Below are 12,857 nucleotides of genomic sequence, written 5' to 3' on the forward strand. Positions count from 1 at the left end.
AGAAGTGGTTACATAAAGAACCTGAACTGATACGGCGTACGTCCCAGACCATTGATGCGCTTGATTACTCGCGCAAGAACCTTCGCATAGCCCATTGTGACAGGCAGGGGATCATAAAGCGCGTCGTTGTTCCAATTCATTTTCGACAAGGCAAGCGCCGAACGGACACTATCGTCCCATGGCCCGTGACCCGCATGTCTAACGAGTTTTATCGGACGAGGCGTGCTGCGCTTGCCTTGAAAGTATGGCGCACGATCTGCAACTCCCCCTACTTCACCATGAATCCAAAGCAGGCTTTCTCTTGGCCCAAGGCTCAGGGCCGTCCCTCGTTGCACGGGATAAGCCGCCGGGCTACCACGCTGTCCATCACCTCTCGCTTGCTCGATCTTTACGCCGCGCCAGCTAACGTCCTCCACAACCTGAATCAGGTCGACCGACTCGCACAGGTGTAGCGCCTCCATACAGCCGTCAATCTCTTCTGCCTTGAACTCGGTCGTTTTATGGACAATTACCCGCCGTGGAGTGCGGCCCGCATGTCGCCGCCGATACAAGTCCAACGACCTTGTCATCACTCGGAACATTTCTGTGCGCGAGAGAAATGGGTTTTGTCGTTGCACTTCAACATCGTGCGCGTCGTAAGCCACGAACTCCAGACCCGATCCCTCTGCATCGAACACTTGACTGCAACAGGTCACGAATCTAGGCCGGTCAGATACGACCGGTCGAACGGCGTAGGAAATACCCACATAAGCCGTTTCCGGGTCTGTGTCCGCCAGCTTCCACGGAACGCCACCGGCCTTCGTGTATAGCGCAAGACCGATTCTCCACATGACACTGGCGCGGTCATTGTAGGCGATAGCCTTGTCTTCTCGGACAAGCTGCACCGGAATGCCACGCGCAGCCGTAACAGCTTTAATATGATCATGGAGATCAAAATCGTCTTCCGGTCCACCCACGTACCCACGCTTCCATCGCGCCGGAATGTAAATGAAGACCACATCGAACTCGTTTCGATGTGCTTCGAGAACTTGAATTGCACGAAGAATACGGTCTGCCAGAACTACGTGAGGCGTATTAGATTTATCAAATTCTGCCTGAAGGGATTTGTCGAGCTTGATATGGCAAGTCTTATCCGCACCACGCATGTGGACGTTGAAGACGGTATTGAATCCACGCCACTTCGGAACGTATTCCTTACGCTCGGAGGGTTCATGTTCCTCGTTTAGTTCCTTCATGAAAGCGTAGAGCTTCGGTGCATCTTCCTCCGGAGCAATTGTCGCAACTCGGATCGGGTCTGGGATCAAACCTGATGAATACGGTCCGAATCTCGACAGGCCTCGTAGGGGATGGATGTCCGTGTCTGACACGCGATCCGCATGGAACAGCAGCTTTGGTTCAGGGAACCAAAGGTGTGGAGCGATCTCACTTGTCACGAGCGAATCCTTCTCGAAAAAGCCGTGTCACCGCCCAGTTTGAATACGGCGTCAATCCCGGCCCCGATATTCAAGGCTCGCAATTCCTCCCCGCCGTTGGAGAGGACACCAGCCCAGTAGGCGATGAGATCATTAAGTTGCTTGTTGTATCGCCGAACCGTCCGCTCTCTGGCAAAGTCCGTTGCTGCAGCCTTGTTCTCTGGTGTTGCACCCTCAAATACGGTTCTCGGTTCGACCGTCAGCCAAAGCCGGTCACCCGCCCAATCAAGACGAACCCCAATTCCCTCAAACCATCGAAGCTCCGGATGCCCTGACACCACGCCGGACAACTGCTTCACGAGAGACTTCAGATCGGACCACAGCGCATCATTGGCGTCGGCAGGGAACAAGAGATCGGTGTGACGGCGATGTACCAATCGCAGTTTCAGCGTGCGTGCGAGGGCTCGCGAGACGGCTTCTCGAAGCAAACCACGTTCACCGGAATCAAACCGCATCCGATGCGGTTCAATTGGGTGAAGATCAAATTCGGATATGCCGAACGGCTCGAACGTCTTTCGTACATCTGCATCCGATCCATATGCCAGAACCCCAGCCTTGACTCGCGTCACCAAGATATTGGTGCCAGCGGCTTCCACTGCGGCTCTGACCTCCGCGTATCCATTTATTTTGCACTGTACACGCCGGCAATGAGTCGGAATCGTTTGCACCGGAAGCGCGTTCAATCGGACCACTGGGTAGCCCTTTGTGCCGCTCGGGATCGGTACGGCGGATACACGCTTACGCTCTGAAGCAAATGCATCGAGGATAGTAGTGTCGAGACCTGCGGTGAGGCGAATCAGGTCTCGCATCACTTCTTCGAAATTATCGATCCGAACCACAGCCGCATCAATCCCATTGGCAGCGGCTGTTGCGATTAGGTCTGTGACACGTGGCAATGGCTGACTGTCCCCTCTATGAAGCCAGAACAGTCCACTCGGAAACGCCCCATTCTGCTTCGCGGCGGCCACTAGCGTGTCCATGACCGAGTCGTCGCGTCCACTGTAGCCCACAACAACCAGTCCGGACCGTAGGCAAGTGTCTTGCAGCACCTGTCCGAGCTTGGCGTCTTGCTGGCGGAGTTCGTCTCCAGTATTTTTTAGTCGCCGTGAGCGGAAGTCACCGTGTAATTTGACCTCCATCGGCCAACGTTCGCTGCGGAATATTTCGTCTATTCCGCTCTGCCCCTCAAGATGAATGCTGGTCAGAGCACTGGTGCTGTCGAAGACTTTGGCACATGCGTCGGCAACCAAGGCGTCAAAATTCGTTGTCCAGACAATTTTGCACAATCCCGCCTTCATTAGGGTCGCGAGTGCAATATGGCCGTACGACGGCTTCGCTCCCTTTAGCTTCCCATCGAGATATGTCCGGCGGTCCCCCTCGTTTGGCCACACGGCTTCGAAGAGATCGGCATATTCGGTGGAGGTATCGGGCGCTGGAAGATTCCCGGCAGAATCAACGAACGACTGAAGTTGGGCGCGTACGTAAGGATTGGAGAGATCGGCAACAGATTTGGCTGACACCTTGCGCTGACTCAAGAACAGTTGTTGCTTGAACTCCCAGATCATCTCGCCAGCCGTCGGAACACCTGCGGCTGCCGAAGCGCCCGCGCCCAGCAGCCACATGATGTTCGCAGCACGCATAGAGTATCTTCGCGCGAAGTCGTCTGCGTCGACTTCGGCAACACCCGACTCACCTGCCATTTAAGAAATATGCCACACGCGCAGTTTGAATGACAAATTCTTCGCACGTGTGGCACGACGACATTGCTCGGTGATGCACCCTCTTCGATCAGCACACGTCGAATAGGCGAGCGCAACTCGATAAAGCATACAGGGTTATGCTGCCTCCGGCTCCCCAAAGATCGCGACGTACTCGGCGATTAGACCACGAAACTCAAGCCATCGCTTAGCATCTGCCGTATCCAGCGGCAGCAACTGACCGCCGCCGGCGCCGCCGATCCGGTGAATCGACTCCGGACCTCCCACAAGGCGCAGGAACAGCCGACCATTCACTGACCGGTACAGGTCTTCATCGAGCCATGCATCGCCGTATGTCTCGTACGGCTGCGTGTAGTTCGCAAGCAGCGTCGAATCCGCGACCCGAAACATCTTGCCGCCTATGATGCACTGTGCCGGGGCATCTCCCACGATGTAGGCCGTCTCCGTTGCGGTCTGAAGCGAGCGGAAGAAACGGGCGTAAGTCGTAGTTCTCATGATCACTCTCACTGAAAACTGGCGAACCAAGATTGGTCGCCATGCTGCAGATGTAGGTTTGCAGCGTGTGCCCGGCCATATCCGCTTCTGGATACATCAAGACGATTTCCAGCACATACTCGGTACGATCCGAGGCGCCTGACCCCTCGATTGGTCGCGAAGCGGCGAGCGGCATACATGCCCATCGGCAGGTTGATCCCTGCTGCGTCGGGTACCGGACGCAACACCGGCACCCACGGGTAATGCGAACCATCAGAGGTCGATATGACTGAAGACAATGAGCGTGGCGCTGCCAGAGTGCGCCGAGAGCCAACACCGACGGCCAACCACCAGACCAGTGCGGCCAGTCTCCTTGACGAGTACCGAAAGGCCGTCGCGGCACCGTCTAATGCGCCCAACGATCCGCCGACGGAAGAACAACTCGCCTTCGAGCGCAAGCTGGCCGGTTATCGGGCCCGCCGCGCCGCCATCATGGGGAGGGTCTAGCCATGACATTCAACGCCGATGACTTCTTCTCGAAGCCGCCCGTGCCCATCATACCTCCATCAGTCGAAGAACTTGTGGAAGGACTTGAGCACTGTCGTCGTGAGCGTTCCCGTCCAGTGATCCTGAATCTGCTTCGGCATTACCCGATTCCCCCTGCGGTTCGAAGGGCCGTGGATCGCATGAAGCGATGCGAGATCAGCACATGGCGTCGGGCGGGTGCTTACGACCGACCGTATCGCCGCCAATGCAAGCATCCGCTTTGCCCTGCCTGCTCGCGCCGATTGGCACGAAAGGAAGCGGAGCGTGTATGGCGGATGCTGAACACGGTATCGCAGGGTGCATTGTCATACGACGACGTCTCATGGGTTACTGTGAACATCGGTTGCATGCCGGTTGGCCTTGACTTCCGGCATATTGCAGATCGAGCGAAGACGGCCATACGAAACATGTGGCGTCGGAAGTTCCCACTCACTGTTTGGGCGATGGAACTTGAGATCGAACTTCAGGTCGATGAGACAGGTAAACTCCACGCTCATGGCCTAGTTTGGCATCCAGACGTGACCCGCAATGAGATGCGTGAAGAGCTATGCAAGCTGTTCACTACCTATCGTGCGATCTGCGTGGTTCCACTAAAGTCTCGCCGGCTTCGTCATGAAGCAATGCGTGCCCTGACCTACAAATCGGACATTGACCTCTCAGTCAGTGGCTGGGGTCAATACACGCCGGAGATTCTATCTCGATTGATCCAATCATATGAATCGATGCGATCTCGTGGTCGGTTCGGGCTTCGGTTCGAGATGGGTCTACGTCGCAAATGACCAGAGTTTGAGTGGACAGTGTATAATAACTCTTGAGATGAGAGGGAGGGGCCAGCCGGCCCCTCCCTTGCCACACCTGTGCCACAACAACTTGCCACTTGCGGGCTGTTCACCCGCCACAGTAAAATGATTCCCGGCAATCAGTTCAGCAGTAACGAGTTGGATTTATTGGTGGAACACACTGGAACAGGCTGAACCACAGTTGGGCAGCGTCCCCGTTCGCAATGAGGAGGTCAGGGGTTCGATTCCCCTCGGCTCCACCAAACTTCCCTCGCAAGACATGAATGACCACCCCATGAACGCTGCCGTCTCTGTCGCCGCGCGCCACCCGAACCTGATGCGCTTCGAGCGGTTCCTCTGGGCCCTGCCGCTGGCTTATGCCGCGCATATCCCCGAGGAGTTCTTCGCCGGCTTTCCGAGCTGGATGAGCCAGCACATGCATGCGGACATGGACAACCAGGGCTTCTGGCTCAACAACAGCCTGTTCATGGCGATCCTGCTGTCGCTGTCGCTGTGGGCCAGCCGCAGCCGGTCGGCGCTGGCCGCCTTTGCCTTCCTCAGCTGGGCGAGCGGCAACCTGTTCTGGAACTTCATCTTCCACGTCGTCACGACGGTTTATGCCGACAGCTATTCGCCCGGCCTGGTATCGGCCTCGCTGCTCTATTATCCGGTCGCGATCTGGGCGGGAGTACTGGCCCTGCGCAGCGGACGGCTGGGCCTGCGCGGCGTTCTCGGCGCCTTTGCCATCGGCGCCGGCCTGATGCTGTTCGTGATCTGGAGCGGCCTGTGGAATTTCAGGCTGCCCTTCGCCTGAGCGCCGACCAAAGCCCGGATACCCGGAAACTTCCGCGCTAGCCCGCCACCTCGAATGGCCCATGCGTCACCGTCACGCCGGGTTCGGGCGGCAGCAGGCGGAGCGGGCCGGCGCGGCTGTCGCTGGCGGTGAGCGTCTCGACGATGATCAGGCATTCCACCGCCGTGGCGCCATCGGCCAGCGGCAGGGCCAGCCGCTCGGCGGTGACCACGTTGTCCGGTCCGCCGGGTTCCAGCGGGGCCAGGGTATAGACGCTTTTGCAATAGACCGGCTTGCGCCGCTGGATCAGCTCGGCCAGCAGCGCGCGCATGTGGCGGGCATAGGCCGGCTCGGTCAGGCTGGCGAAGGCTTGCGCATCCATGCCCTCGGGCATTTCGCGGAACCAGCGGGCGATCTCGTGGCCGCAGAGCCGCAGCCGCCCGAGGTCGAAATTGGCATGGGTGATCTCGGCGATGATGATATGCGGCAGGATGACGCGCGGCAGCGTCGCCGCGTCGATCAGGCGGATATCGGGGATGTTGACCGGCTTGGGCAGGGCGCGCCAGTAATCGCGCGCCGCCTGCAGCACCGGATTGGCAGCCAGCAGCATGGGCCCTCGGCGGACGGGGTTGTTGTATCGGCCCCAGCTATGCCCGGTTTGCCCCGCCGGCGGCAGGTTGAGAATTGGATATGGCGGCAGTTTGCCCTGAACCCAGCCTGCCGGATCAGACGCCGTCGGGCGTCTCCTGGTACAGGTATTTCTGGAAACCGGTGAAAGCCCGGCCGATCTCTTCCGGCCGGCCCAGATCGGCCACCGCATCGGCAATCGAATCGCGATATTTCAGGCGCAGCAGCGGCGTCAGCTTCTCGGCATCCAGTTCCTCCACGCCATCGTCGACGTAATGCGACAACACGAAATCGAGGAAGGCCTGCTGCTTGGGCGTGAACTGCGTGGCGATCATCGCCCTGGCCCGGACCGCGCGCTGTTCGCGGGTCTGCGGCGGCATGGCATAGGCGACATGGGCCAACACGTCGAACAGGTCGCTGTTCTGCGCATCGATGATCTTTTGCATCTCGGCCAGCTGTTCGCGGCCGAAACCGGCCTCGGCCAAACCTTCCAGCAACTTGCGCCGGGTTTCCGGATCGCTCCAGAGCGCGCGCAACTCCTCTTCGTCATGAAAGAAATCCGGCAGCTTGCCGAACAGCATTTCCATGAATTGCTGCGCCGACATCGGCGTGCCGTCGGGATGCCAGAACGAGGTCGCCATCATCGACTGGATGCTGCGCGCCCGGCCATCGGCCAGTTTCACCTTGATCTTCTGGCGCGGGACTGGCGGCTCGAGCGGCGGCGCAGGTGGGTCATCAAAACCACCGCCATGCGGCGGGCGCGGCGTCACCGGCTCGGGCGCCAGCGGCTCGCCATCCCATTCCGGATCACTGAAATGGTGATGGGCGCGCACGAAATCGTAGATGGTGAAATAATCCTTGCCGTCAAACAGCCGCGTGCCGCGCCCGATGATCTGCTTGAACTCGATCATCGAATTGATCGGCCGCAGCAGCACGATATTGCGGATATTGCGCGCATCCACGCCGGTGGAAAGCTTCTGCGATGTAGTCAGGATGGTGGGGATGGTCTTTTCGTTGTCGCGAAAAGCGTTCAGATGCATATCGCCCAGGGCGCCGTCATCAGCAGTGACGCGATGGCAGTAATTCGGATCGGGGCTGGATTTGATCTGGTTGATCAGGTCACGCACCAGCAGGGCATGCTCCTGGCTGGCGCAGAACACCAGGGTCTTTTCGCGCTGGTCAATCTGTTGCATGAACAGTTTGACGCGATGGGCCTCGCGTTCGTGGATCTCAATGATCTTGTTGAACTCGCCTTCGGTATAACGCCGCCCGGCCTCGACTTCGCCCTGCACCAGCGTATCGCCCGGCGTGAAGACGTAATCGTCCAAAGTGGTGGCGATCTGCTTGACGCGAAACGGCGTCAGGAAGCCATCGTTGATGCCGGCCTTCAGCGAATAGGTGAAGACCGGCTCGCCGAAATAGGCATAAGTATCGACGTTATCCTTGCGCTTCGGCGTGGCGGTGAGGCCGAGCTGCACGGCCGGCGAAAAATACTCCAGAATGGCGCGCCAGCTGCTTTCGTCATTGGCGCCGCCGCGATGGCATTCGTCGATGACGATGACATCGAAAAAGTCCGGCGGGTAGTCGCCGAAATAGGGCGAGGGTTCGCCGGCTTCATTCGGCGGGCCGCTCATGAAGGTCTGGAAGATGGTGAAGAAGATGCTGCCATTGGTGGGCACGCGGCCCTTTTTGGCGATCTCGTCGGGCCTGATGCGCACCAGGGCATCCTCGGGAAACGCCGAGAAGGCATTGAAGGCCTGATTGGCCAGGATGTTGCGGTCGGCCAGGAACAGGATGCGCGGCCGGCGCGATGGCGTGCTGTCCTCGTGCCAGTCCTTCAAGTTCCAGCGACTATGGAACAGTTTCCAGGCGATCTGGAAGGCGATGAAGGTCTTGCCGGTCCCGGTGGCCAATGTCAGCAGGATGCGGTCGCGGTGATCCGCGATGGCCTGTAGCACACGTTCGACTGCCGTATCCTGGTAATACCGGCCTTCGAAATAGCCACCGCGATCCTCAAACGGCACGGCGGCGAAACGGTCGCGCCAGGCATTGGCAATGCTGAAGGTCTGCGCCCAGAGTTCATCCGGCGTGGGGAAACGCGGTAACTCACCTTCATGGCCCACCCGCATATCGATGCCATAGACGCCCTGGCCATTGGTCGAATAGGCGAAACGCACCGCCAGCTTGTCGGCATAATTCTTGGCCTGCGCCACGCCCAGCGTCAGCGGCTCGGCCCAGGCCTTGGCCTCGATCACCGCCAGCGTGGTGTTGCGATAGATCAGCAGGTAATCGGCGGTCAGGCTCTTGCCGCGCCGGCCCTGGCCTTCCAGCCGGCCCGGCACAATGGGGTATTCACGGCGGATGCGGCTGCCCGCCACCACGCCCCAGCCGGAAGCGGCCAAGGCAGGATCGATATGCTCGGCGCGGGTTTCGGCTTCGTTCATGCAGATCAGAGATTGCCGCTGAAGGCTTGGCGCAGCAAGGATTTCTTCAACTCGTCGAGGGCGGCGAGCTTGCGCTGGTACAAGGATTCAAGATGACGAATATTTTCACGCAGGGAGTCGAGTGTCGCTACAATTTCCGACTGCACTTTCAAGCTGGGGAATGGAAACCTTTGTCCTTCAAATGTTGCTAAATTAATATTTGCCTGCGCACTGCCTTTCCCCTGAGCCTGCAGGTGTACTTTGAAACTTTGGAGCAAATACTCCAGATATTTTGTGCTGGTCTGCTTTGCATCTACCACCACCCCAATCACGCTATCCGGAAAGCAGGCTTCAAAACCCAATATTCCGGTCTCGGCGATATTTGCCGCAATCGTTATGCAGAGCGTTCCTTTGGGCCAAAGCTTACTCTGAGCGAGCCCAAGATCGTTATATGTTTGACTGAATGTCGTGATTAAGTGGTCCGAATTTCGGACATCACCAGTTTGTATGAATGGGTATTTGCCGCCATAAAGGGCCGGATCGTTGCGCGGGCGATGTTTGGATTTTCCACGCCCGAAATCCACGGAGACTTCACTCAATCTCTTCTCGTCCCAATCGTCGCCGCGGCGAGCAAATACCTCCTGCAAATACTGATCAAACAGATCAATCGCATTCTGTATATTCTTTTCCGTATTGCTCTTAACTGTGGAAACCTCACCAAGCGCCTTATCAAGAGTTCTGGCAATCCGCTGCTGTTCTGAAAGAGGAGGATATGCAATTGGTTGAGAGTAGATTTCACCATCCGTAACCGCTGGATAGCTAGCACCTTTCTGCAGGCTCTCCATTTGACCCATAAATTCTTCGGTAAAGAGATAGTAGAAAAGAAATCTATAATTTAACTCAGGCTTTGGCCGCAGAATAACGTACCCCGTGCTGCAAACCTGCTTATTTAACTCGACAGGAACAATTGCAATGCGCTGTAGAGTCGGACGAATTGTGGCAAACAAGATATCATTGGTCCGCACCAACCGGCGCGCCCGACTTGGCGCATTCTTGCCTTGTAGTCGCTGGACTGCCTCAATCCGGAAATTTCGATTCGAAATGCTAGATACATCGATATAATCGAACTCTTCCTCTGGAGACTGCAGGGGATTGACCGTCTCCGTTTTTTCCAGAATTTCCCCAAGAGGCCTTACTTGCCAGCCAGCCTTCACAGCAACCCCCGGATGGTCTCGAGTACCTTGGCGCTTTCAACATCCAATGCATTGACCTCATCAAGGATATCGCGGGCGCCGCGATTCCTGGGGGCCGCTCTCTCACTCGGATTCCGCATCGAGAGGTCGAACACCTCCGGATCAATGGAAGCCGCATTGATGCCCCAGCTTTTCGGCGACTCCGCGAAAGCCCTCTGCAACTCGACGAATTCCGCGATATCAGCATCGTTCAACGGATTGATCTTACCCAAGCTCCTGCCCGGATCGAGTTGGTAGTACCAGATTTTCCGCGTTTTCGTGCCCTTTTCAAAAAACAACACCACGGTCTTCACACCCGCGCCCTGGAAGGTACCACTAGGGCAATCCAGCACGGTGTGCAGGTTGCAACTGGTCAGCAGCTCTTCACGCAGCTTGATCGAGGCGTTATCGGTGTTGGAGAGAAACGTGTTCTTGATCACCACGGCGGCGCGGCCGCCGGGCTTCAGCATCTTGATAAAATGCTGCAGGAACAGATAAGCCGTCTCGCCGGTGCGGATCGGGAAATTCTGCTGGATTTCCTCGCGCTCTCCTTTCCCACCGAAAGGCGGGTTGGCGAGGATCACATCGACCTGGTCCTTGGCCTGGATATCGCCCAGGTTCTCGGCCAGCGTATTGGTATGCAGGATATGCGGCGCTTCGATGCCATGCAGGATCATGTTCATGATGCCGATCACATAGGCGAGCGACTTCTTCTCCTTGCCGAAGAAGGTTTGCTCCTGCAGGATTTTCTTGTCTTTGGTCTTGGCCGCCTTGGCGTTCAGGTATTCGAAGGCCTCGCATAAAAAGCCGGCCGAGCCGCAGGCACCATCATAGACGCGCTCGCCGATCTTGGGGTCGATCACCTTGATCATGGCGCGAATGAGCGGGCGCGGCGTGTAGTATTCGCCGCCGTTGCGCCCGGCATTGCCCATCTTGCGGATGCGCGATTCATAGAGATCGGAGAGTTCGTGCTTTTCGGCCTGCGAACCGAAGCGCAAGCCATCGAGCTGGTCAATGATCTCGCGCAGGGTATAGCCGCTGGTGATGCGGTTTTTGATCTCGGCGAAGATTTCGCCGATCTTGTATTCGATGGTGTTCGGTCCACTGGCCTTCTGGCGGAAGCCGCGCAGGTAGGGAAACAAATCGTCGTTGACGAACTCGATCAGGTCGTCGCCGGAACGCGCCGTATTGTGATCGAGCTTGCCGGCTTTATCCTTCGGCGCCGCCCAGCTTTCCCAGCGATAACGTTTATCGAGGATGAACTTGTAGGGCTTGCCCTCCATCCGGGCGACCGTATGCCGCTCCTGCTCCAGGGCATCGAGGTATTTCAGGAACAGCAGCCAGGAGGTCTGTTCGGTGTAATCCAGTTCGGTGGTGCAGCCGGCCTCCTTGCGGAGGACATCGTCGATATTCCTGAAGGCCTGTTCGAACACGCGGAAATCCTGACCACTTTTTGAAAGACCGACCCTTTTACTTGACCTCGGGCGCCTTGTGCAATATTCTCTATTTGTTCTCTTTCGCTCTTATCCATTGTGCATACTTTGGTATTCGGCATTTGACCTTTGCCGCCGCGCCATAGCCGCCCGTTCTGGCGACGATTGGCCGGAATTGGCGATCATTGGCAATAATTGTCGATTATTGTCGATAATTGGCGAGGTTTGGCCGGCGCTCGGCAGCCCATTGGCCGGGCTTAAGCGCGCGTTGGCCCAAATCGATCAAGGCAGATCAGTCCCTTAGGCCAATCCGCGCCGCCTTATTCGCTGGCCAGGATGGTGTTGCGCAGGATCGGATAGATCTGGTTGTTCCAGCGTTTGCCGCTGAACACGCCGTAATGGCCCACGCCGGCCTGCATATGGTGGCGCTTGCGATAGGGCCGCAGGCCCGTGCACAAATCATGCGCCGCCATGGTCTGGCCGATGGCGCAGATGTCGTCGCGCTCGCCCTCCACGGTGAGCAAAGCCGTGCGCTTGATCAGGCCGGGATTGACGGGCTTGCCGCGATACAGGAGCTCACCCTTGGCCAGCCGGTGCTCCTGGAACACCCATTGCACGGTCTCGAGATAGAATTCCGCCGTCAGGTCGAGCACGGCGAAATATTCGTCGTAGAAGTCCTTGGTCTTGCCGGCCTGCTCCAGGTCGCCGGTCCACAGATGCTGGAACAGGTCGACATGGGCCTTCACATGGCGGTCCATGTTCATGCTCATGAAAGCCGTGAGCTGCACGAAGCCGGGATAGACGCGGCGGCCGGCGCCGGGCAGGCCCGGCGGCACGGTGGAGATCAGCTTGCGCTCGAACCAGTCGATGGCATTCTCCATCGCCAGGTCGTTCACCTTGGTCGGGTTGATGCGGGTGTCGATCGGGCCGGCCATCAGGGTCATCGAGCGCGGCTGCGCCTTGTGGCCCTGCTCCGCCATCACCGCCACGGCCACCAGCGCCTGCACGCAGGGCTGGCACACCGCCACGATATGGCCGCCGGGGCCGATCGCGTTCAGGAATTCGATCAGGTGATCGACATAGTCCTCGAAGCCAAACCGCCCGGCGTCGAGCGGCACGTCGCGCGCGTTATGCCAGTCGGTGATATAGACATCATGGTCGGGCAAAAGCGTCGCCACCGTGTCGCGCAGAAGCGTGGCGAAATGGCCCGACAACGGCGCCACGACGAGGACGCGCGGCTGCTCGGTGGCGATGTCCTTCCGGAACCGCAGCAGGGTGCCGAACGGCGTGACATGGGCCGGCTCCTCGGTCACCGCCACCTCGGCATTGCCCACCTTCACGCTGGTGATGCCATAGGGCG

11 protein-coding genes are annotated in these 12,857 nt (G+C 58.2%); 3 read left to right on the forward strand and 8 right to left on the reverse strand.

The window, feature by feature from the left end; all coding sequences use genetic code 11:
* Nucleotides 1-8 precede the first annotated feature (8 nt).
* The 3 genes from Q1J79_RS01750 to Q1J79_RS01760 form a co-directional block, all read right to left on the reverse strand.
* Nucleotides 9-1,433: a hypothetical protein gene (locus Q1J79_RS01750; protein WP_300295641.1), complete on the reverse strand. Its 1,425-nt coding sequence runs from the start codon at nucleotides 1,431-1,433 to the stop codon at nucleotides 9-11.
* A complete protein-coding gene (locus Q1J79_RS01755) occupies nucleotides 1,430-3,112 on the reverse strand; it encodes an SIR2 family protein (protein WP_300295642.1) in 1,683 nt (560 codons plus the stop codon). Before Q1J79_RS01755 ends, Q1J79_RS01750 begins: the two co-directional genes overlap by 4 nt.
* Nucleotides 3,113-3,307: 195 nt before the next feature.
* The gene (locus Q1J79_RS01760) at nucleotides 3,308-3,685 is read right to left on the reverse strand and encodes a hypothetical protein (RefSeq protein ID WP_300295644.1); all 378 of its coding nucleotides are present in this window, start codon (nucleotides 3,683-3,685) and stop codon (nucleotides 3,308-3,310) included.
* 264 nt (nucleotides 3,686-3,949) lie between these two features.
* On the opposite strand from Q1J79_RS01760, the gene Q1J79_RS01765 reads away from it, so the two are divergent.
* From Q1J79_RS01765 to Q1J79_RS01775, 3 genes are all read left to right on the forward strand, one after another.
* Complete coding sequence (locus Q1J79_RS01765) at nucleotides 3,950-4,171, forward strand: hypothetical protein (protein ID WP_300295645.1); 222 nt, start codon at nucleotides 3,950-3,952, stop codon at nucleotides 4,169-4,171.
* A gap of 2 nt (nucleotides 4,172-4,173) precedes the next feature.
* Entirely contained in the window at nucleotides 4,174-4,989 is an 816-nt protein-coding gene (locus tag Q1J79_RS01770; protein ID WP_300295649.1) for a hypothetical protein, read from the forward strand.
* A 295-nt stretch (nucleotides 4,990-5,284) separates the two neighbouring features.
* Entirely contained in the window at nucleotides 5,285-5,803 is a 519-nt protein-coding gene (locus Q1J79_RS01775; RefSeq protein ID WP_300295652.1) for an HXXEE domain-containing protein, read from the forward strand.
* Nucleotides 5,804-5,840: 37 nt separating this feature from the next.
* Here Q1J79_RS01775 and Q1J79_RS01780 read toward each other — a convergent pair whose 3' ends face one another.
* The 5 genes from Q1J79_RS01780 to Q1J79_RS01800 form a co-directional block, all read right to left on the reverse strand.
* Nucleotides 5,841-6,392, reverse strand: coding sequence for a hypothetical protein (locus Q1J79_RS01780; protein ID WP_300295654.1), 552 nt, complete (start codon nucleotides 6,390-6,392; stop codon nucleotides 5,841-5,843).
* A gap of 115 nt (nucleotides 6,393-6,507) precedes the next feature.
* A complete protein-coding gene (hsdR, locus tag Q1J79_RS01785) occupies nucleotides 6,508-8,853 on the reverse strand; it encodes an EcoAI/FtnUII family type I restriction enzme subunit R (RefSeq protein WP_300295656.1) in 2,346 nt (781 codons plus the stop codon).
* Nucleotides 8,854-8,858: 5 nt separating this feature from the next.
* Entirely contained in the window at nucleotides 8,859-10,046 is a 1,188-nt protein-coding gene (locus Q1J79_RS01790; protein WP_300295658.1) for a restriction endonuclease subunit S, read from the reverse strand.
* Nucleotides 10,043-11,497 carry an N-6 DNA methylase gene (locus tag Q1J79_RS01795; RefSeq protein WP_300295661.1) on the reverse strand — a complete coding sequence of 485 codons (1,455 nt, stop codon included), beginning with the start codon at nucleotides 11,495-11,497 and terminating at the stop codon, nucleotides 10,043-10,045. Before Q1J79_RS01795 ends, Q1J79_RS01790 begins: the two co-directional genes overlap by 4 nt.
* Nucleotides 11,498-11,817: 320 nt before the next feature.
* Nucleotides 11,818-12,857: polyhydroxyalkanoate depolymerase (locus tag Q1J79_RS01800; protein ID WP_300295664.1), on the reverse strand; the 1,040-nt coding region annotated here is incomplete at its 5' end.

Source organism: Ferrovibrio sp. (genome assembly GCF_029255545.1).
GTDB lineage: Bacteria > Pseudomonadota > Alphaproteobacteria > Ferrovibrionales > Ferrovibrionaceae > Ferrovibrio.

What these genes read in the sequence shown, in the direction of transcription:
- Q1J79_RS01755 (WP_300295642.1), bottom strand. Translation starts at nt 3,112, where the DNA reads ATGCGTGCTGCGAACATCATGTGGCTGCTGGGCGCGGGCGCTTCGGCA.
- Q1J79_RS01760 (WP_300295644.1), bottom strand. Translation starts at nt 3,685, where the DNA reads ATGAGAACTACGACTTACGCCCGTTTCTTCCGCTCGCTTCAGACCGCA.
- Q1J79_RS01765 (WP_300295645.1), top strand. Translation starts at nt 3,950, where the DNA reads ATGACTGAAGACAATGAGCGTGGCGCTGCCAGAGTGCGCCGAGAGCCA.
- Q1J79_RS01770 (WP_300295649.1), top strand. Translation starts at nt 4,174, where the DNA reads ATGACATTCAACGCCGATGACTTCTTCTCGAAGCCGCCCGTGCCCATC.
- Q1J79_RS01775 (WP_300295652.1), top strand. Translation starts at nt 5,285, where the DNA reads ATGAACGCTGCCGTCTCTGTCGCCGCGCGCCACCCGAACCTGATGCGC.
- Q1J79_RS01780 (WP_300295654.1), bottom strand. Translation starts at nt 6,392, where the DNA reads ATGCTGCTGGCTGCCAATCCGGTGCTGCAGGCGGCGCGCGATTACTGG.
- hsdR (WP_300295656.1), bottom strand. Translation starts at nt 8,853, where the DNA reads ATGAACGAAGCCGAAACCCGCGCCGAGCATATCGATCCTGCCTTGGCC.